This window comes from Leucobacter sp. USHLN153 (genome assembly GCF_037145615.1).
Taxonomy (GTDB): Bacteria; Actinomycetota; Actinomycetes; order Actinomycetales; family Microbacteriaceae; genus Leucobacter.
This window is the reverse complement of the sequence record NZ_JBBCXE010000004.1, coordinates 209,663-229,643: the sequence shown is the minus strand read 5'-3', so window position 1 is coordinate 229,643 and position 19,981 is coordinate 209,663. Positions and strand designations below refer to the sequence as shown.

Annotated in this window: 19 protein-coding genes and 1 riboswitch; of the genes, 8 read left to right on the top strand and 11 right to left on the bottom strand. The window is 67.5% G+C overall.

Annotation, left to right across the window (positions count from 1 at the left end; all coding sequences use genetic code 11):
* Positions 1 to 105: 105 nt before the first annotated feature.
* The 4 genes from WFH00_RS08995 (at position 106) to WFH00_RS08980 (ending at position 5,226) form a co-directional block, all read left to right on the top strand.
* Complete coding sequence (locus WFH00_RS08995) at positions 106 to 1,989, top strand: polysaccharide biosynthesis tyrosine autokinase (protein ID WP_336660489.1); 1,884 nt, start codon at positions 106 to 108, stop codon at positions 1,987 to 1,989.
* A complete protein-coding gene (locus WFH00_RS08990) occupies positions 1,986 to 2,624 on the top strand; it encodes an arsenate reductase/protein-tyrosine-phosphatase family protein (protein WP_336660488.1) in 639 nt (212 codons plus the stop codon). The genes WFH00_RS08995 and WFH00_RS08990 overlap by 4 nt, the downstream gene beginning before the upstream one ends.
* A gap of 86 nt (positions 2,625 to 2,710) precedes the next feature.
* Positions 2,711 to 4,177, top strand: a complete 1,467-nt coding sequence (locus WFH00_RS08985) for a sugar transferase (RefSeq protein WP_336660487.1) — start codon at positions 2,711 to 2,713, stop codon at positions 4,175 to 4,177.
* Positions 4,178 to 4,179: 2 nt separating this feature from the next.
* Complete coding sequence (locus tag WFH00_RS08980; protein ID WP_336660486.1) at positions 4,180 to 5,226, top strand: glycosyltransferase family 4 protein; 1,047 nt, start codon at positions 4,180 to 4,182, stop codon at positions 5,224 to 5,226.
* A gap of 54 nt (positions 5,227 to 5,280) precedes the next feature.
* Here the strand turns inward: WFH00_RS08980 and WFH00_RS08975 are convergent, their stop codons facing one another.
* From WFH00_RS08975 to WFH00_RS08955, 5 genes are all read right to left on the bottom strand, one after another.
* Positions 5,281 to 6,474 carry a lipopolysaccharide biosynthesis protein gene (locus WFH00_RS08975; protein WP_336660485.1) on the bottom strand — a complete coding sequence of 398 codons (1,194 nt, stop codon included), beginning with the start codon at positions 6,472 to 6,474 and terminating at the stop codon, positions 5,281 to 5,283.
* Complete coding sequence (locus WFH00_RS08970) at positions 6,471 to 7,406, bottom strand: glycosyltransferase family 2 protein (RefSeq protein ID WP_336660484.1); 936 nt, start codon at positions 7,404 to 7,406, stop codon at positions 6,471 to 6,473. Before WFH00_RS08970 ends, WFH00_RS08975 begins: the two co-directional genes overlap by 4 nt.
* Positions 7,393 to 8,421 carry a polysaccharide pyruvyl transferase family protein gene (locus WFH00_RS08965; protein WP_336660483.1) on the bottom strand — a complete coding sequence of 343 codons (1,029 nt, stop codon included), beginning with the start codon at positions 8,419 to 8,421 and terminating at the stop codon, positions 7,393 to 7,395. Before WFH00_RS08965 ends, WFH00_RS08970 begins: the two co-directional genes overlap by 14 nt.
* A gap of 92 nt (positions 8,422 to 8,513) precedes the next feature.
* Positions 8,514 to 9,671, bottom strand: coding sequence for an EpsG family protein (locus tag WFH00_RS08960; protein ID WP_336660482.1), 1,158 nt, complete (start codon positions 9,669 to 9,671; stop codon positions 8,514 to 8,516).
* 17 nt (positions 9,672 to 9,688) lie between these two features.
* Positions 9,689 to 10,420, bottom strand: a complete 732-nt coding sequence (locus WFH00_RS08955; protein ID WP_336660481.1) for a CPBP family glutamic-type intramembrane protease — start codon at positions 10,418 to 10,420, stop codon at positions 9,689 to 9,691.
* Between the two features lie 97 nt (positions 10,421 to 10,517).
* On the opposite strand from WFH00_RS08955, the gene WFH00_RS08950 reads away from it, so the two are divergent.
* The 3 genes from WFH00_RS08950 to WFH00_RS08940 all read left to right on the top strand — a co-directional run bounded on the left by WFH00_RS08950 (position 10,518) and on the right by WFH00_RS08940 (position 13,744).
* Entirely contained in the window at positions 10,518 to 12,245 is a 1,728-nt protein-coding gene (locus WFH00_RS08950) for a DUF4012 domain-containing protein (RefSeq protein WP_336660480.1), read from the top strand.
* A gap of 92 nt (positions 12,246 to 12,337) precedes the next feature.
* A complete protein-coding gene (locus tag WFH00_RS08945; RefSeq protein ID WP_336660479.1) occupies positions 12,338 to 12,907 on the top strand; it encodes a hypothetical protein in 570 nt (189 codons plus the stop codon).
* 144 nt (positions 12,908 to 13,051) lie between these two features.
* Positions 13,052 to 13,744 carry a chlorite dismutase family protein gene (locus WFH00_RS08940; protein WP_336660478.1) on the top strand — a complete coding sequence of 231 codons (693 nt, stop codon included), beginning with the start codon at positions 13,052 to 13,054 and terminating at the stop codon, positions 13,742 to 13,744.
* On the opposite strand, the gene WFH00_RS08935 is transcribed toward WFH00_RS08940, so the two are convergent.
* The 6 genes from WFH00_RS08935 to glyA all read right to left on the bottom strand — a co-directional run bounded on the left by WFH00_RS08935 (position 13,725) and on the right by glyA (position 18,776).
* Positions 13,725 to 14,180 (bottom strand): VanZ family protein, encoded by a 456-nt coding sequence (locus tag WFH00_RS08935; protein ID WP_336660477.1) that lies wholly within the window; start codon positions 14,178 to 14,180, stop codon positions 13,725 to 13,727. The two genes, WFH00_RS08940 and WFH00_RS08935, sit on opposite strands and share 20 nt — an antisense overlap.
* 19 nt (positions 14,181 to 14,199) lie before the next feature.
* Complete coding sequence (ccsB, locus tag WFH00_RS08930) at positions 14,200 to 15,249, bottom strand: c-type cytochrome biogenesis protein CcsB (RefSeq protein WP_442918831.1); 1,050 nt, start codon at positions 15,247 to 15,249, stop codon at positions 14,200 to 14,202.
* Between the two features lie 42 nt (positions 15,250 to 15,291).
* Positions 15,292 to 15,849 carry an SRPBCC family protein gene (locus WFH00_RS08925; RefSeq protein WP_336660476.1) on the bottom strand — a complete coding sequence of 186 codons (558 nt, stop codon included), beginning with the start codon at positions 15,847 to 15,849 and terminating at the stop codon, positions 15,292 to 15,294.
* Between the two features lie 73 nt (positions 15,850 to 15,922).
* Positions 15,923 to 16,570 carry a DedA family protein gene (locus tag WFH00_RS08920; protein WP_336660475.1) on the bottom strand — a complete coding sequence of 216 codons (648 nt, stop codon included), beginning with the start codon at positions 16,568 to 16,570 and terminating at the stop codon, positions 15,923 to 15,925.
* A gap of 43 nt (positions 16,571 to 16,613) precedes the next feature.
* Entirely contained in the window at positions 16,614 to 17,489 is an 876-nt protein-coding gene (locus tag WFH00_RS08915; RefSeq protein WP_336660474.1) for a bifunctional methylenetetrahydrofolate dehydrogenase/methenyltetrahydrofolate cyclohydrolase, read from the bottom strand.
* A 3-nt stretch (positions 17,490 to 17,492) separates the two neighbouring features.
* Positions 17,493 to 18,776: a serine hydroxymethyltransferase gene (gene glyA / locus WFH00_RS08910; RefSeq protein ID WP_336660473.1), complete on the bottom strand. Its 1,284-nt coding sequence runs from the start codon at positions 18,774 to 18,776 to the stop codon at positions 17,493 to 17,495.
* 47 nt (positions 18,777 to 18,823) lie between these two features.
* Positions 18,824 to 18,911: riboswitch (ZMP/ZTP riboswitch) on the bottom strand.
* Positions 18,912 to 18,978: 67 nt separating this feature from the next.
* On the opposite strand from glyA, the gene purU reads away from it, so the two are divergent.
* A complete protein-coding gene (purU, locus tag WFH00_RS08905) occupies positions 18,979 to 19,866 on the top strand; it encodes a formyltetrahydrofolate deformylase (RefSeq protein ID WP_336660472.1) in 888 nt (295 codons plus the stop codon).
* The last annotated feature ends 115 nt before the right edge of the window (positions 19,867 to 19,981 follow it).

Here is a 19,981-nt window from a genome sequence, read left to right as displayed (position 1 = left end):
CGCATATTTGGCTTGAATATGAGGCTATTTTGCGCTTTCCACATGGTTTACTCTCCCGGGGGGATCGTGCGGCCTAACGGCCGAGAACCATGAGGTCGTACGGGTATGGACTTGCGCGAATACATTCGTATCCTGCACAAGAATTGGCTGCTGATCAGCGCGATGACCCTGTTGGGGCTCCTTGGTGGCGCGATCGTCTCCGTCATCGACACCCCGCAGTATCAAGCCCGCATGCAACTATACGTTTCGATTCGCAACGAAACGCAGGCTTCCGACAACCTCGTGCAGGGCTCAACGTTCGTCAAACAGAGCGTGCAGAGTTATGCGAACATTCTGAGCTCCGAGATCGTGCTCGCCCCCGTCATGGAGGAGCTCGGCATTTCGGGCACGGTGACGGCACTCGCCGACCGGGTCACCGCGAGCATTCCACTCAATACCTCGATCATTGAGGTGCAAGCCATCGACCAGAACCCGGTGCGCGCGGCCGAAATCGCGAACGCGGCCGGCAAGAGCCTGACGAATGTCGTGCAGGATCAGCTCGAGGCCGGTGACTCCCCAGACGTAGCGAGCCCGGTGAAACTCACCACGGTGCAGACCGCACTCGTTCCCCGTGACCCTTTCAGCCCGCGTCTCGAGCTGAACCTCGCGGTCGGCCTCCTCCTCGGCATGATCGCCGGCATCACCATCGCCGCCCTGCGCACTCTGCTCGACACTCGGGTGCGGACGCTGCAAGACATCGAGCAGATCACCGACGCACCGATGCTCGGTGGCATTCCCTTCGATGACACCGTCAAGTCGCGGCCGCTGATCGTGCAAGCCGATTCGCGTCACCCTCGCGCCGAATCGTTCCGTAAGCTCCGCACGAATCTGAGCTTCATCGCCGCGAACGAGAACAGCGACTCGCGCGGTCGCAGCTTCGTCATCTCCTCCGCTACCCCCGGCGAGGGCAAGAGCACCACGACATCGAACCTCGCGATCGCACTTGCCGAGACCGGTGCGCGAGTCGCCCTCATCGACGCCGACCTCCGTCTTCCGAAGATCGCCGAATACATGGGCATCGAAGGCGGGGCCGGGCTCAGCGAGGTACTTATCGGCCGCGCCAGCGCGTCAGACGTGCTGCAGCGCTGGGGCGCCAACCAGCTCTTCGTGATGCCGGCCGGGCGCATACCCCCGAACCCCAGCGAGCTCCTCGGATCCGGTGCAATGGCCGCCCTCCTCGACCTGCTGCATACGCACTTCGACTATGTTCTGATCGACACACCTCCGCTCCTACTCGTCACGGACGCCACCGTCGCGGCTCAGCACACGAACGGCGTGATCCTCGTGGTCGCTTCAGGCGCTACTCGCAGACCTGAGTTCGACATGGCCGTGAAGACGTTGAACGCCGCTGGCGGCGCACTGCGCGGCTTCATCGTGACGAAACTGCCGACCAAGGGGCCCGACAGCGAAGCGTACGGCTTCGGGCACGGCACCTACTACGGCGCCGCCTCTTCTCGGCCCGATGCAGCTCCGACCGCGGACCCTGTCGCGACCAGGCGAGCGCGCCGTGCTGAAGACAGGAGGCATAGACCCAGGCGCCAGAGGGAAACGCAGGATCCGCACCCCCTCGATACGCCTGCTCCCTCATACTCCGAACCTGCCATGCCCCCGCACGATGACGCGACGACTACCGCTGCACTCACGCTGCGCGACCCCGCCGCTGACACCCCGGCCCGCACGCCACGAGAGCAAGTATCAGACACCGTTGCTCCCACGCTGCTCGATCAGGTGACGGTCACCGCACCATCCACTCAGTCCGTGCAGATCGCCCTGCCGGCGCAGCTGAAGCCGCTGCAGCGACGTGAACTGCGACGAGAAAATCGCGAACGATCCCGTGATCATCGCGAGCAGCCCCTGACGCAGGCCCCGAAGCAGCGCCCGAGGGCCTCGGATCGGCGCGGCGGCTCACGACACGGACGCGCAATGGCCGAAATTGAGGCTCCACAGTGACCTCATCAGGGCTCTTCGAGGACTCTGTACCCGGCGGGCCACTTCGTGTGCTCTTCGTGTGCACCGGCAACGTGAGTAGGTCCCCGCTCGCAGAGGTACTGCTCCGATACTCGCTCAGTGGGCTCCCCGTCGCGATAGCGAGCGCCGGCACCGCCGCGCTGGTTCACGAGTCGATGGCGTCCGAGAGTCAGCAGATCGCCCGGGACCTGGGCGTCCCGTTCATCTCCGACCGCCGCGGCCAGCAGCTGACGAGCTCCATGCTCGAGGAGGCGGATCTCGTGCTCGCCCTCGCCCGTGCACATCGACGCACGGTTGCGGAGCTCCATCCGCGCGCGGCCAGAAAGGCGTTCACGCTCCGCGAATTCGCGCGTCTCGCCGAGATCCGGGAATCACTCTCCGTCTCACGCCCTGCGGCGGACCTCAGCACTGCCATGCGCGAGGCGGTCGCTGAAGTGAGCGCGCTGCGCGGCACCTTGCCACCGCCGATCGACCCCGCTGATGACGACGTCATCGACCCCTACCAGCAGTCGAAAGAGGTCTATCGTGCGGCGCGAGCTCAGATTGTTCCTGCGGTCGCAGCAACAGCCGCCGCGTTGCGCCGAGCAGCCTCGCTTTACGTCGCCGCGCCGCAATGAACCGGCCGCTCCACCCCGCATATAGTCGTGCGCCTCAGCTCCTCAATGCGCCCGCGCCTCAGGGAGCCGCTGAAGCCTCCCTCCGAGTGACGCCCGCACGCCCGAACGACCGCGCCATCGGTGCTCGCACATGGGTCGCCCGGTACCGACGCCGGCTCGTCGCGGGCGACGCAGTCGTCGTTATCGTGAGCGTGTTCATGGCCCAATTCGCGCAATTCGGGTTCACCGAGCAGGAGCTCTTGATTGCCCTGGCCAGCGGCCTCGGCTTCACCGTGCCCTACACGGTGGTCTCGGTACTGCTCGTCGCCGCGTGGCTGTTCGCCCTCGCCGTCGGTGACTCCCGCGACCCGCGAATTCTCGGCGCCGGCCCTCTCGAGTATCGGCGCATCGTCAATCTCACGTTCCTCACCTTCGGGTTCTGCGCGATCGGTGCGTACGTCACCCGCGCTGAGCTCGGGCGCGGGTACCTCATCGTCGCGCTCCCCCTCGGGCTCGCGCTGCTCCTCATTTCGCGCTGGTTCGGGCGGGCGCGGCTGCGGCGCGAGCGAGCCCGTGGCAAGCACCTGTATCGCACGCTCATCGTCGGCGATCGGCAGAAAACGGCGCACGTCGCCAGGCAGATCATTCGGGATCAGCACACCGGGTTTCAGTTGGTCGGGGCGGTCACTTCGTGCGCGGGCTTCACGGACCCCGTTCCCGGGCTCGCGTTCGTTGCCGGGTACGAGGATCTACTCGATGCCGTCGACCGTATGCGGATCGACGCGGTCATCATGACGAGCGCTGACGAGATCGACCCGGCCAGGAAGCGAGAGATCGGTTGGGCTCTCGAGTCCCGATCCGTCGACCTCGTCGTCGCCGCGGCACTCACCGACGTCGCCGGTCCCCGCATGCATGTTCGCCCGGTCGCCGGCCTCCCGCTTCTGCACATCGATCACCCGAAGTTCGCAGGAGGCCACCTCTTCGCGAAACGTCTCTTCGACATCGTCGTCGCGACCGCACTCCTCGTCGTGACGTTCCCGCTGTTTCTCGCGACCGCGCTCGCGGTCAAGCTTTCGAGCCCGGGGCCCGTCTTCTACGCGCAGGAGCGCATCGGCCGCGGCGGCCAGGCGTTCCCTATGTTCAAGTTTCGCTCGATGGTGCAGGGCGCGGATGATCAACTGGAATCCCTCCTTGATCTCCAGGGAACCGCTCACGAGCCGCTCCACAAGATCGCGAACGATCCGCGCATCACCCCCGTCGGCAGGTTCATCCGCCGGTACTCGATCGACGAGCTCCCCCAGTTGGTCAACGTATTGCTCGGCACGATGAGCCTGGTCGGGCCGCGACCTCACCGAGAAGCAGAGGTCGCGCTGTACACCGAACACGAACTCCGTCGGCTGCTGGTGCGGCCCGGCATGTCCGGCCTCTGGCAGGTGAGCGGTCGCAGCAACCTCAATTGGGCTGACGCGGTTCGGCTCGACCTCGCATACGTCGAGAACTGGTCGATGGTCGGCGATCTCATCCTGCTGATGCGCACAGTGAGAGCCGTGGTCCGACCCGATGGCGCCCGCTGAGCATGCGGATCCTGCACGTCACCGAGTGCTTCGAGGGCGGAGTGAGCCGCGCCATCACCTCCCGCGTCGAAGCTTCCCCCGCCCACGAACACCACCTGCTCTACGCGGGTCCGGATGAACCGCACGAACGCCTCTGGGCGAGCACCACCCCAATGAGGAAGCACCCCCTGAGGGCGTTCCGTGATCTGCGACGAGCGGCGGCGGCAGCGCGGCCGCATGTCATACACGCGCATTCCAGTTGGGCCGGTGTGCTCACCCGGCTGTGGCCGAGGCCGCCCGCCCCGATCGTGTACGAGCCCCACTGCTTCAAGTTCGATGACCCCGCACTGTCGCCCGCGGGCCACTTCATGGTCCGCTCGGCGGAGGCGATCCTGGCGCGGCGCACCGCGGTGTTCGGCGTGCTGTCGTCGCACGAGGGCCACCTCGCTCGCTCCCTGCGCAGTTCCGCGCGCACGGTCTTCATTCCCAACCTCCCCACCGTCACACGATCGAACGCTCAGCCACCGCCCGAAGCAGGCGCGGCGCTCAGCAAGATCGTGATGGTCGGGCGCCTCAGCCCCGAGAAGGAACCCGCATTCTTCATGGACGTGGTGAACGCGCTTCGCCAGCGCGGTGTGCCCCTCGAGGCCGTGTGGGCGGGTGATGGTGATGCCGCGCTCCGCGACGTTCTCGTGAGCGGCGGGGTCCGCGTCACCGGCTGGCTCTCCCCCGCCGAGCTTGCGGAGTTGTTGCGGGGCGCCGTCTACGTGCACTCCTCGAGATACGAGGGGATGCCGCTGAGCTTGCTCGATGCCGCCGCGTGCGATTGCCCGATCGTGGCGCGGCGGATCCCGGCGCTGCAGGGGCTCCCGGTCTTGCAGTCTGCCGACGCCGACCGCATTGCGGAGCACATCGAACGCCTCACGAAGAGTGCTGAGATGCGGCAGGAGGCAAGCGAGAGCAACGCGGCACTACTGCGCCGATTCGCGCCGGCACGGCTGAGTGAGCAGCTCGAGGTGCTCTACCGAAGTGCGCTCACGGCGGATCGCGGTCGCGGGCGGCGCGGCTGAGGTCGAAGCGGGCACTGAGGTCTGAGTTGGCACTGAGGTCGAAGCGGGCGCGGTTCACTCCCTGCGGGCGGACACTGCGAGCAGCCCCGTGCGCAGCAGCGCGCCGACGAGCGCGACGATCGCTCCGGCGAGGGTCGCCGCGAGGTTCGGCGCCCAGTGCAGTACCAGAGCGCACCCGAACGCCCCGATCACAGCCGTCGCCGAGACCAGCGCCTGCCTCACATATCGGTTCATCACGAGGAGCCCCGCGGCCGCGACGAACCCGAGCGCGCCCACCACGGCGGCGAGCGCGACCCCGACGAGCACGGCGCGCGACACCGCGAACGCCGGCCCGAACACCGCCGCGAGCACCTCCGAACCCCACGCTCCGACGAGCAGCACGCCAACGGTCCCGCCCACGAGCAGCACCACCGTCGGGCGCCAAAGGGCGGCGCGAAGGCCCGCTGAACCGTGCGCCTGGAACGCGCCGCGGATCCGTACGATCTCAAGGTTCGCGATCGCCGAGCCCACGAGGTTGCCGAAGGTCAGCAGATAGGCGGCGGCCGCGAACGCCCCCGCCTCAGCCGACGTTCCGAGCGCCGAAACCACGAGCACCGGCGCGTTGAAGAGCACCGAACTGAGCAGCTGCGCGCCCGAGAGCGGCAGGCCGCGCCGCGCCAGCAGCAGCACGGCACGGCGGCTGACCGGCTCTGACGCTTCGAGGGGGGCGGATCGGCGGCAGCGCAGCAGGGCGACGGCCGCACAGGCGAGTGACACCCCGCCCGACACCGCGAGCATCAAGCCCAGCCCACCACCCAGCACGGCGACGACGAGCACGCCTCCCACGCTGAGGACCGAGTTCGCGACGGAGAGACCGCCCCAGGCGAGCCAATCCTCGGCGAGCTGCAGCCGGCCGTAGACGAGGTCGCAAGCGCTGTCGGCGCACTTGAGCAGGGTCAGCGCGAGCAGCACCTCGCGCGGCCAGCCGAGGAGGAGGCCGACCACCGCGAAGCAGAGAGCGCTCGCCGCGAGGCCCAGCACCCGGGTGCGCACGAATGCCGCCCACGCGGGGCGGTCGCTGAGCGAGACGAAGAGCTCGCGCAGGGCGAGGGATCCCGCGACGAAGAGGGGCGTCGCCGTCGCCAGGGCCTCCGCGTACACCCCTACCTCGCCCGCCCCGAGAGTGCGCGCGATGATCAGCACGGTGACCCACTGCGCGATCGCACCGCCGAAGGTGCCCGCGGCCACGAGCGCCTTGCCGAGCTTCATCGCTTGTCTGTCTCTGGTGCGCGCTTGCGGGCGGAGCGTGCGGTCTGCGGTGCTGGTGGCAGTGCTGGTGCTGGTATGCGCAGCTTGCTGATCGCGCGCGTTGCACGGTGCGCGTAATGCTTCGCGAGCCGGCGCGAGCCGCGGAGCGTCAGCACCGCCCACGCGAACATCGTCTGCCGAGCCGTGAGCACTCCCGCTCGGCGCAGGCGCTCGAAGATCGAGAACTCAGACGCGAGCATGCGCCAGACGTGGCCCGACAGCCCCGACTCCCCCACGGGTCGCTTGAACCCCGCCGCCACCGGTGCCTCCACCCACGCGATCGCGCCCTCCCGCGAAAGCTCCAGCCACAGGTGGTGGTCCTCGGCGAAGCGCACGCGTTCCGGAAACCGGCTCCTAGCCCGCGCCCGCACGAGCACCGTCGGCGTCGCCATCGAGTTGCGGATCAGCAGGTGCGACGTCGGCACGTCCCGGTGCGCGGCGCGCGCCGGGAGATCCGCCATCGCCTCACCCGTTTGCAGCCGCCCGTACGCGCCAGACACCGCGATCAGCTCGGGACGCTCCCGCAGCAATTGCAGTTGTCGCTCGGTCTTCTCGCGCTGCCACACGTCGTCGGAGTCGAGAAACGCGACGAGCTCCCCCGTCGCCGCCTCCCAGCCGACATTGCGACAGCGGGCCGGGCCCGAGTTGGACGGACGTTCGATCAGCCGAGCGCCGGGTACGCCGCGCAGCAGGCAGCGCGCTCGGTCGAGGTGCGCCGGTTCTGACGCATCGTCGACGACGATGATCTCGTGCGGGGCGACGGTCTGCGCGAGCGCGCTTTCCACCGCGCGCTCCAGCGAACTCGAGTCGTTGAAGTGGGGAATGACGACCGACACGCGCTCGCCGCCGCGCGTCTCGAAGCCGCCGCTCTGCGTAGCCTCACCCGGCCACACGGAGGTACCGCTCTTTCGTCTGTCGCGCGTAGAGTTCCGGGTCGACCGTCCATCCGCGGAACCCGCGCAACGTCTCACGGGCCGCGCTCACGTGGTGAGCTCGCGGCTCAACCCCGGCGAGCACGAACTCATCGCGCAAACCGATGTCAGCCGAGAAGTCGTCGAGCTTCGCGTGGTGCGTCATGACGAACACCGGCACATCGCAGAGGTACGCCGCGATCAGGCCGTGCAGGCGCTGCGACCACACCGCGCGCGAATGGGCGATACGGCGGAGCACTTGCTCGATCGTCGTGAAGTGTTCCACCCTCGACACGATGCCCGAAGCGGCGAGCGCGCGGCGCACCTCCTCGCAGAAGCGCACATCACCGCCGTTCCGTCGCGAGTTCAGCGCGAGGAGCGTGATCGACCCCGCATGCCGCTCGGGCAAGAGGGTGCGGATCGCGCTCGCCACCTCATTCGGGCTCTCGCCGGCGTCGACCGACGGGCAGATCGTGAGGCCCGCGCGTTGCGACTCCTCGATTCGCGGCATCGGGTGCAGCGCCGCGAGATCGCCTGCCAGGTGCACCGGCACGGGGCTGCGCTCGACCGACTTCGCGTCGCGCACGACGACGCTGCGCATCGAGCCCAGCAGGGCAGCGACCTCGTGAGCCGCGTCACCATCGCGGAACGGGCCGACCGAGACGCCCCAGGCCTCAAGGGCGTCGCGTTTGCCGAACCAGCGGAGGCGCAGGGCCGCAGTACCCGACACCGCCGAGAGCACGGAACCCCCGCAGAAGGCAACGCGATCCGCCCACAACCCGCCGATGATCGCCTCGCCGGCCCGCACCGCCCTGCCCACGATGCCCGCGCTCGTGCGGAGCGCGATCGAAGGGAAGACGAACGTGCGCACGATGGCGCCCTCGCCCCAGAACCGCTCGGCGTGCGACGTGACGACCGCGCGAAACAGCTCGTCACCGAAGTTGCCCCAGCCGTAGTACCCCACCGCGTTGACACGCACGCGCGCCGTGTTACTCATGATCACCCCTCACTCGGCATCGTCGAAGTCGTCGCTGCTGCAAGCCCTGCCGTCGCTGCAGAACCGGCGGCCGCTGCAAGACCTGCCGCCGCTCATCCCGGAACGTGAATTCTCACGTCGCTCCGGTCGAAGAGTCCGAACACATCGGCGTACGGAATGAGGCCTCCGTAGTTCAGCAGGTAGACCAAGCAGTACAGATATCCGAAGCACATGGTGAGCACGGCCACGCGTCGCCACCTGAGCTTCGGCGCATGAAGCAGCGCGGGAACGAGCAGAATCAGCGCCCACGAGAAGAAATTCGCCATGCGCGACAGCTCGACAGCTGCGGTGCCGATCACCATGAAGGGCACCGCGAGCGCGTACACCTTCACCAACCAGGCGTACTGCGGAGCGTCGCGTAGGGCGGCGATGCTCACGGCGACCAACACCGCGTGCACCGTCAGCACGAGGTACGAACCGAGGCCCGCGCTCGTCGACGCGGCGATGTACTCCGCGTACCGCGGGTTAATGCGCGACGCCAGATCGCTGACGAGCGGCATCGACATCGCAAATCTCGCGGCGAAGGAGACCGGCAGGATGCCGAGCGCGTACGCGCGAAGCGTGAGCGGCCGGCGACGGAGCAGCAGGAATGCCACGGCGATCGCGAGCGCCACGAACGCGCTGGAGTGCATGAGACCGGCGAGCACCGCGGCGAGCGCGGTCAGCACGCGATGCGACCGCCGCCACAGGCCGACCGCGAGAAACACGATGGCGATCGCGAGGCCCTGCCGCACCGCGTTGAACGCGAAGAAATACTGCGCGAAGAGCACGAACACGAGCAGCGAGACCGTCGCGTTCTCGGAGAGCAGGCGGATCGCGGCGTACGTGATGGCGATCGTCAGCGCGCTGACCGTGGCGAACAGCCAGGCGGGGTTGTCGGTCGCGGTCTTCACGAGGAGCGACAGGATCGTGAAGCCGGCCTCGTGCGGGGAGCTCGCGAACGTGGCGGACCAATCGCGCGCGTCCACCTGCTCGAAGACCAGCGAGTAGAGGAGGTAATCCGTGCCGACGAACCAACGCGCCCCCGAGAAGAGGCAGAGGATCCCGACGATGAGGAGGTCGAAAAGGGTGCGCGCTGCGCGGATGCCGCGGACGTTCGCGGCGGGTGCGGTCGTGCGGGACGCGACCGCTGGGGATCCGCTCGTGCGGCGCAGGAGTGCGAGCGCCACGAGAAACGCGACGATCAGAAGCAGCAGTGCGTAGGGAGCCATCAGCCGGTTTGCGGTGCTCAGCGCGGGATCAGATCGAACACGACGCCCGAGACGTTGAACACCGCGTGAATGGCGAACGCCGGCCCCACGCGGCCCGCCACCAGGGCCGCATCCCCGCAGACCAGGCTAACGAGCACGAGCACGACCACGGACGCGGCGCCCCCAGACGAGTTCAGCAGGAGATGGCATGCAACAAAGCACACCGTCGTGACGCTGATACCGATCACGTTCGCCGCACGCGGTTTCCCACCGAGCGACTCAGCCAGTCGAATGCACGCCGGTTGTATCAGCCCGCGAAAAAGAGACTCCTCGAGCGCCGCAGCCCCGAGCGTGATCGCGATCGGCATGATCCAGTAAGTCAGCGGCAGCGAGCCGCTCGACACCGAGAATCCCGCGCCACCGAAGGGCGATCGCCCCGAGATCAACGAGGTAAGCGCGATGCCGAGCACGGCGAGCGCGACCCCGCAGCACAGGCCCGTTACCGCATCGACCGCCTTCCAACGCAACCCGAGGTCATGCACGAAGCTGCCACTCCCCTCGCGGCGCACCGACCAGACGAGGGCGACGAGGATCGCCACCCAGATCGGCAGCACCGACCACAGTGGCGAATTCGCGCCGGGAACCATGCGAACCGCCCACACCGCTACGCCAATTCCCGCCGCAATGATGCAGACGCTGCGCGCAATTACCCATTCGTTCCATGACGGGGATTCTCGCGTTTCAGCCTCGCTAATCTTTTCTGGCGCCATAGCGCAACTGTAGATCGACTATGAGAGAAAAATAGGGAGACCGATGCGCGAGCGCCACGGACGCCGACCAACTCAGCGACAACGCGCACTCCGTGCAGTGCTGTTCGGCGCAACCGCACTGGTTGCGGTGGTGCTTATTGCGGGGGCATGGGTCGGAAGCCGCGCCTGGTTGGCGTACGGTGAGCTGCAGGAGGCGCGCAGCGGGGCTACGAAACTGCAGGAGAAGTTCGCCGAGAACCCCGCAAGCATCATCGGCGACATTGAGGACCTCGGAGAGCACACCGCCCGGGCGGCCGACCTCACCTCCGATCCCATCTGGCGCGCCGCCGAGATCATCCCCTGGGCGGGCCCCAATCTCGAAGCCTTCCGAGTCACCGCAGACTCCCTCGATACGGTCGTGCGAGCCGTGGGCGCACCGCTCGTCGAGCACGTCGATGCAATGCAGTCCTCACTCGCTCTCACCGACGGGCGCGTAGCTCTCGAGCCGCTGGTCGAGATGCGGAGCGCGAGCGCGAACGCGAACACGCAGATGAAGAAGGTCGTCGCTGACATGCACGGCATCAAGCGCGAGAAGCTCGTGCCGCAGCTCGCTGACGCCGTCGCCGAATTCACCGAGCTCCTGCAACCGGTCTCAGTCGGCGTCTCCGCCGTGAGCGACACCACCGCCCTATTGCCCGGCATGCTCGGCCTCGGCGGATCCCGCGACACTCTGCTGCTCTTTCTCAACAACGCCGAAGTTAGATCCACCATGGGCATTCCCGGCGCGCTTGCACTGCTCAACGCGAACGACGGCCGCATCGCGCTCACGCAGCAGGCGTCGACACTCGACTTCCCGGTATACCCGGAACCCGTGGCACGCCTCTCCCCGGATCTCCGCGGCACCTACGGTGACAAGCCCGCTCTCTGGGTGCAAAACGTCACGATGCTCCCCGAGTTCCCGCTCACGGGCGAACTCGCCGTCACCATGTGGGAGCGCAATTTCGGCGTGCGGCCGCAGGCGGTCGTCGCCGTCGATCCGGTGACGCTCTCCTACATCCTCGAGGCGACCGGGCCCATCTCGCTCGAGAGCGGCGAATCACTGTCGAGCGACAACGCGGTCGACCTGCTCATGCACGAGGTCTATGTGCGTTACGAAGATCCTGCGGACCAGGATGCTTTCTTCGCCGACGCTTCCGCTCGCGTCTTCACCGCTGTCAGCAGCGGCGATTTCGAAGTGCAGAAGTTCGTGAAGGCGCTGACCCGCGGGGCTGCAGAGGATCGCATCAAGCTGTGGAGCAGTGTGAGCGATGAGCAGTCCGTGATCGACGGCACCTCGCTCGCCGGCACACTTACGACCGCGCGGTCGACCACGCCGAAGTTCACCATGCAACTCAACGACGGCACGGGCGCGAAAATGGATTACTTCCTTACTACCAAAGCGACGCTGACGGGGGACCTCGGGCCCAATTCGGAATCCGACGAGATCGTCGTGAGGTACACGATGTCGAACACCGCGCCCGCTGACGCAGGGATTTCACTTCCCGGCTACATCACCGGGGGCGGCAACTATGGGGTGGAGCCCGGGAGCATTGCCACCGTCGCTCGGCTCTTCGCACCCGGAGGCTTCAACCTGCTGAGTCAGCAGGTTGACGGCTCCTCGGAGAACGCCGGCGAATCGCTGCAGCTCCTCGACCGATCGGTCGCGCAGTGGAACCCGACGCTCGCCCCCGGGGAGTCGCGCACCATCGAACTGCGGTACCGCGTAGAGATCCCGAACGTTCACGCGGTCGAATGGCGGCAAACCCCCACGTTTAGCAATGACATTTCGAATGCTATTACCTACTAACTCTATGGAGTTGCTATGTTGAACTCTGGACTTCGGCGCTTCGTGCTTCGAAGCCCATTTGTCATGACAACGAACGAAAAGGAACACTTCTCATGAAGAGCACCTTCACGAAGATCTCCGCTGGCGCAGCACTCGCGTGCGCGGCTCTCCTCACCATGCCTGCGCTTGCTCAAGCAACTGAGGTCTACCCCGACCAGCCGACCTCGTCGGTCTCGAAGACTGCTGAGCTCGCCGGTGGCGACAGCGTCACCTTCTCGGTGGACGGTCTCGTCGCGAACGGCGACGTCGAGGTTGCCTTCACCGGTTCGAACGCGCAGGACGGTGCGATCACCCAGGCGAAGCTCGGTGCAAACTCGAACACCCTCACCAAGACGCTCAAGGCTGACGCCAACGGCAAGCTCTCGTTCAGCGTCACGCTGCCCGAGAACGCTGCGTGCGACTACACCGTTTCGGGCGCACAGGGCGACTGGGCCAAGACCTGGACCCTGAGCACCCCCTGCGCCGACGGTGCAGGCAGCGCTGCTGCTGCTGGCGCGAAGGGCCTCGCGAACACCGGTGGCGCGAGCCTCGCGTGGGCGGGCGCTGGCGCGGGTGCGCTCGTGCTCGTCGGCGGCGCCGTTGCTGCTGCTGCGGTTGCACGCAAGAAGCGGGCGACGGCCTAAGCTTCTCGCTCACGTTCGAACGGCCCCTGCGGCGCCTCTCCGGAGCAGCGGGGGCCGTTCCGCGCTTCCACGCGCCCCATTGCACGCCTGGGGAGCCGCCGCATCCCCTTGTCAGAGTGCGCAAACCCGGTACACCATGGGGACATGCGGAAAAACATTGACGACCCCATGTCCGGCGATGACACCGTAGCGGCAGGGGGGCTCGATCCGCTTGCCGCGCTCGACAGCACTGGCGACGATCTCAGCGACGGCACCGCACCCTTCTCTCTCCTCGCGGCGTTCCGCGTGAGCTCCTCGCACCCGGTGACGCTCGACGGACGGGATGTGCCGGGCTCAGTGCGCGAGCTCGAAGACGTCACGCTTGAGGTCCTCGACGAGGGTGTGCGCGTGCGGGGCTGGTACGACGTCAGCGGCTTCCGCGCCGACGCCGACCTGCTCGTCTGGCTGCAGGGCGAAGCCGCTGAGGATCTGCAGTGGTCGTTGCGGCAGCTGCGCCGCACCGCGCTAATGCTCCCCCTGATTCGCACCTGGAGCGTGCTCGGCGTTGCCCAGGAAGCAGTGGTCGGCGAAGGCGATCCGAAGCTTTGGGCGAGCGTCGCGTCCGCGTCTCCCGTGGGTGTGAGCTCGGCGGGTGCCGGCCTCGGCCTCGCTGAGAGCAGCCTCGGCGTCACGTCGACGTCGCTCCTGCTCGCGGGCGATCAGGCGGTGCGGGTGAGCGAGGCCGATGACCTCGAGCTACTGCTCGAGCCGGGCGGTTTCACCCCGTCCTCCCCCGACTTCGCGCCCTTCACGGGCCGCTCGATCACGACCGCCGAAATTATCGAGGTGCTCCAGTAACCATCCGCGGGGCCGCACCGCGGGCGCGGGCGACGCGGAGCGCGACGACCGCGAGGGCGGCGCCGATCCACCCGCCGATACTGTTCGCGACGACGTCATCGAAAGTCGCGAAGCGCCCGGGAAGCAGCATCAGCTGCGCTCCTTCGATGAGCAACGATGCGAGCGGCATGAGCAGTAGGGTGAGCGGCCGCCACCGGCGGGAAAGTAGCAGCGCGACGCAGAAGCCGAGCGGCATGAACATGACAACGTTCGCGAGCGATTCCAACTCGTGGTAACCGAACCACGTCGCGATCCCGCGCTCGTGCAGGTCGTCGAATGCGGCATGCAACGCATCACGCACGTTGCGGTCGACCGGCGTCGGCCACATCGTGATGATGAGCGTCGCCGCACCGCAGAGCCCGAGCCCCCAGAGCGCGACGCGCGCCCTCAGCGGCATCGCCGTGCGCGCCACCGACTTACAGCCCCGAGTACGCGTGCAGTCCCTTGAAGAAGACGTTCACGATGGTGAAGTTGAAGATGACCGCGGTGTAGGCGATGATCGACAGCCAAGCCGAACGGGTGCCGCGCCAGCCGCGAGTCGCGCGCGCGTGGATGTAACCGGCGTAGAGCACCCAGATCACGAAGGTCCAGACCTCCTTCGTGTCCCAGCCCCAGTAGCGGCTCCAAGCGGCCTCGGCCCAGATGGAGCCCGCGATGAGCGTGAAGGTCCAGAACACGAAGCCGATGATCGCGAGGCGGTACGACAGGTCCTCGAGGCGCACGGCCTTCGGGAACGTCGCGAGGAAGCGCATCGTCGGCTCGCCGCCCTGCATCTCGCGCTGCTCGCGGCGGGTCTGCAGCAGCTGCAGCACCGACAGGCCGAACGAGAGCGTCAGGAAGCCGACGCCCATGACCGCCACGAGAATGTGGATGACGAGCCAGTAGGAGTCGAGGGCCGGCTGCAGCGGCACGATCGCGACGTAGAAGTTGACCTTGGTGACCCCGAGGAAGAGGATCGTCATGCCCGTCACGAGCGCGCCGAGGAAGCGCAGATCGACGAAGAACTGCGTCACCAGGAAGATCAGGATGATCGCGCACGTCGCCGTGAGCGCGAATTCGTACATGTTGGCCCACGGCACGCGCTCGGCCCCGATGCCCCGGAGCACGGTCGCGCCGAGGTGCAGCACGAACGCGAGCACGGTGAGCGAGAAACCGATGCGGAGGGAGCGGGATCGACGCGGCTTCGCCGCGGATCCACCGTCGCTACCTGCGGTGCTCGCTGCCGGGCGTGCCAGGGTCGCGACGGAGCCGGTGGCGCCGGCTGCGGTCGATGTGCTCGCGGACGCTGCGGTCGCGGCTGCGCTTGCGCTTGTTGCTGCCGCGGCGCCGCGCGCCTCTCGCTCAGCCAGCGCGGCATCGCCGCTGCGGTTCGCAAGATCGACCGCGTAGAACACGAAGGCGATCGCGTAGACGATCATCGCTGAGTACAGGGCGATCGTTGAATAGTGTTCCAGCTCGGGGGTCAGCACAGTCCCTCAGGGTAGCCGATCATGCTGTGAAACCGGGGGTCAGCGATCCGCAACCACCGCATCAATCTGCCCCATCGCGAGCTGCATCCCCTGCTCCATCCCCATCTGCTGCAGTTGCTCGAGTTCCTCGCGCGAATTGAAGTGGGTGGTCGTCGTGAGGCGCGATCCGCCCCCCGTCTCCTCGAACTCGAACACCATGCGCATGCTCGGCAGCTCGGTGTTCGGGGTGCCGTCTTCGCTCGCGAAGCCGTCGCGCACCTCGAAGGATCGCGGGGCGTCGACCGACTGCCACTCCCAGTAGCCAGCACTCCGGTCACCATCCGGGCCGACCATCACGTAGTTGCTGACGCCGCCCGGCTCGGCGTCGTGACGGGTGAAGGTCGCGGGGTATTCGGGCGGGCCCCAGAAACGCTCGATCTGGCGCGCGTCCGTGTAGGCGTCCCAGAGGCGCTGCACCGGGACGTTGAAATCAGCGACGACGGTCAGCGTGAGCTGCTCGGGGTCGGTGTTGACGGAGGTGATCGACATGGGCCCGGCCTTTCCTCGGGCGCGGTCGGCGACGGTGCCGGCTGCGCGGTGCACGGTGATGAGTTGCACCGTGATGCTGCTCGAGCAAAGCGCTCTTGCATCGATGGTGCGCTCAGCGGCGCGAGGCGTCAAGACCTCTCGTTCAGGACGCGCGCTTGCGCCGCGCGTTCCGCACGAGTCGCGCGACCACGAACCACAGCAGCAGCGCGATCACGATCACGATGATCGCGTCGGAGAGCACGTCGCTCCATTGCTCAAGCACCGGGCGGATCGCGGGGCCGAAGGCGAAGCCGAGGCCGATCCAGATCGCGTTCCAGACGCCGGAACCGAGCAGCGTGTAGAGCGTGAACTTCACGAAGGACATGCGCTCGATACCCGCGGGAATCGAGATGAAGGAGCGCACGAGCGGCACGCACCTGCCGAGCAGCACTGCGGCACCGCCCCAGCGGCCGAAGAACGCCTCGGCCCGGTCGAAGTCCTCGTGCTCCATCAGCGGGATCTTGCCGACCACCCACCGCGTGCGGTCTCGGCCGAACGCCGCGCCGATCGCGTACCAGAGCCACGCGCCGGCGAGCGCGCCGAGCGTCGCCATGAGCCACGCGAGCCAAAAGTTCAGGCGCCCCTCGTAGGCGAGAAAGCCAGCGCCCGGGAGGAGCGCTTCGGAGGGGATCGGCGGGATGAACGTCTCGAGCAGCACAGCGATGCCCACACCGAGCTCGCCGATCTGCTCCATCAAGTTCAGAACCCAGCCAACAAGGCCCTCGTATTCGGCGGCAGAGTGCATGATCATCCGGAGCAGACTAGCAGCCGGAGGCATGACCCAGCTGAAGCGCTCAGGCGCGCTCCGCCATCTCCACGACGTTCTGCAGCAGCAGCGCGCGCGTCATCGGGCCGACCCCGCCGGGGTTCGGCGAGATCCACCCCGCGATCGCGGCCACGTCGGGGTCGACATCGCCGACCACGCGGCTCTTGCCGGTCTCGGGGTCGACCGTGCGCGATACCCCGACGTCGAGCACGATCGCGCCGGGGCGCACGTGCTCCGCGCGCACGATCCCGGCGACACCGGCCGCGGCGACGATCACGTCAGCCTGGCTCAGCAGCGTCGGCAGGTCGCGGGTTCCGGTGTGCGTCAGCGTCACCGTCGCGTTGATCGCGCGGCGCGTGAGCAGCGGCCCGATCGGGCGACCGACCGTCACACCGCGACCGATGACCACCACGTGCTTACCGGCCCAGGAGATCCCGTTGCGCTCGACCAGCTCGATCACGCCGCGCGGCGTGCAGGGCAGGGGCGACTCGATCGGGCCGTTGGCCTTGAGCACGAGGCGACCGAGGTTCGTCGGGTGCAGCCCGTCGGCATCCTTGTCGGGGTCGATCCGCTCGAGGATCCGGTCGGTGTCGATCTGCTCGGGCAGCGGAAGCTGCACGATGTAGCCGGTGCACTCCGGGTTCGCATTGAGCTCGTCGATCACCGCCTCGAGTTCCTCCTGCGTCACCGTCTCCGGCAGCTCGCGCTTGATCGACGCGATGCCGACCTCCGCGCAGTCGCGGTGCTTGCCCGCGACGTACCACTGCGAACCCGGATCGGAACCGACGAGCACCGTCGCGAGGCCGGGCACGATCCCGCGCTCACGCAGCGCCGCGACTCGCACCGCAAGCTCCTGCTTAATCGCTGATGCGGCGGCCTTACCGTCGAGCAGCTGTGCGCCCAAGGCTTACCACTCCTCGAGGCCGGGGTACAGCGGGAACGCGTCGGCGAGAGCCACGACGCGCGCCTTGAGCGCCTCGACGTCGTTCGCCTGCTGCAGCGTCTGCGCGATAATGTCGGCGACCTCGGCAAACTCGGCGTCGCCGAACCCGCGCGTTGCGAGAGCGGGCGTGCCGATCCGCAGCCCCGAAGTAACCATCGGGGGGCGCGGATCGAACGGAACCGAGTTGCGGTTCACGGTGATGCCGACTGCGTGCAGTGCGTCCTCGGCCTGCTGACCGTCGAGCGCCGAGTTGCGGAGGTCCGCGAGCACGAGGTGCACGTCGGTGCCGCCGGTGAGCACGTCGACGCCTGCCGCCTTCGAGGCGTCAGTGGTCAGCGCATCGGCGAGCAGCTTCGCGCCGGAGAGCGTGCGCACCTGGCGCTCCTTGAACTCGTCGGTCGCGGCGAGCTTGAAGGCGGTCGCCTTCGCAGCGATGACGTGCATGAGCGGGCCGCCCTGGTGGCCGGGGAAGACGTTCGAGTTCAGCCGCTTGTGCATCTCGAGGTCGTTGGTGAGGATGAAGCCCGAGCGGGGGCCGCCGATGGTTTTGTGCACCGTCGACGAGACGACGTGGGCGTGGGGCACCGGGTTCGGGTGGAGTCCCGCAGCGACGAGGCCCGCGAAGTGCGCCATATCGACCCAGAGCGTCGCGCCCACCTCGTCGGCGATCTCGCGGAACTTCGCGAAGTCGAGCGTGCGCGGGTATGCCGACCAGCCGGCGATGATGACCTTCGGCTTGTGCTCGAGCGCCTGCTTGCGCACGACGTCCATGTCGATGAGGAAGGTCTCGGGGTCCACGCCGTACGACACGACGTTGTAGAGCTTGCCCGAGAAGTTGAGCTTCATGCCGTGGGTGAGGTGCCCGCCGTGCGCGAGCTCGAGGCCGAGGATCGTGTCGCCCGGCTCCGCGATTGCGCTGAGCACCGCCGCGTTGCCGCTAGCGCCGGAGTGGGGCTGCACGTTCGCGTACTTCGCGCCGAAGAGCGACTTGGCGCGCTCGCGGGCGAGCTCCTCAGCGACGTCGACGAACTCGCAGCCGCCGTAGTAACGACGGCCGGGGTAACCCTCGGCGTACTTGTTGGTGAGCACGGAACCCTGGGCCTCGAGCACAGCGCGGGGCACGAAGTTCTCGCTGGCGATCATCTCGAGCGTCGAGCGCTGGCGGCCGAGCTCGTTCTTGAGGACCTCGGCGATCTCGGGGTCGACGACCTCGAGCGGCTCGTTGAAGAAAGCGGACTGGGTGGACATGCAGGCTCCTCGGTAGTCATCGGCGCGCTCGCGCACCGTCGTTCTCCGGATACGACCCAGGCGAGCGGCCGTCCCTTGCAAGCAGTGTGTCGTTTCCCGATGGTGACCATCTGTACGCCAGTCACGACCTCACCAGCTTACCAAGCGGGGGCGACACTCACAGCGGCGATTCCGCGAACGCGAACCCAGTACCCTAAAGACCGTGACTACGAACCTCGACACCGCCGCGACCGCCGAGACTCAGTGGGTGCTCACCCTCTCCTGCATCGACGGACCGGGCATCGTGCACGCGATCAGCGGGGCGATCGTCGCCGCCGGCGGCAACATTGCGGAGAGCCAGCAGTTCGCCTCCGCCGACACGGGTCGCTTCTTCATGCGGCTCCAGGTCGAGGCCGTCGCGCAGCCGGAGACCTTCGACGGTCGGTTCGCCGACGCACTCGCCCCCGTGACCGAGCGCTACCACATGACGTGGCGCTTGGAGCGTGCGGATCGGCCGGTGCGCACGCTGATCCTCGCCTCGACCGCGACGCACTGTATCAACGACCTGCTCTACCGCCGACGTGCCGGGCAGCTCGCGATCGACGTGCCGCTCGTGCTGTCGAACCACGAGACCGTGCGCGACATCGCCGAGTTCTACGACGTGCCGTTCGAGCACCGAGCGATCGCGGAGCCCGCGGACAAGGCCGCGTTCGAGGCGCGCGTGCTCGAGGTCGTCGAGGAGCTCGACATCGAACTCGTGGTGCTCGCGCGCTACATGCAGATCCTTTCGCCCGAGCTCTGCGCCGCGCTCGAGGGCCGCGCGATCAACATCCACCACTCGTTCCTGCCGGGCTTCAAGGGCGCGAACCCATACAAGCAGGCGCATCAGCGCGGCGTGAAGCTGATCGGCGCGACCGCGCACTTCGTGACGACCGACCTCGACGAGGGACCGATCATCGAGCAGGACACGGTGCGCGTCGACCACGGGTACACGGTGCGAGGCCTGACGCAGCTCGGGCAGGACGTGGAGGCGCGCGTGCTGCGGCAGGCCGTGCGCTCGTACACCGAGAACCGCATCCTCGTCGACGGGGACCGCACGATCATTTTCTGAGTGCGGCGTTTTCGCGGGGATCGGCCTCTCCCGCGCGTCCCCGCGTCAGGTGCATTCATTCAGCACCTGATTCGGCATCAACAGCCCTGTTCGGGTGCGGATCGGTGTGCTGACG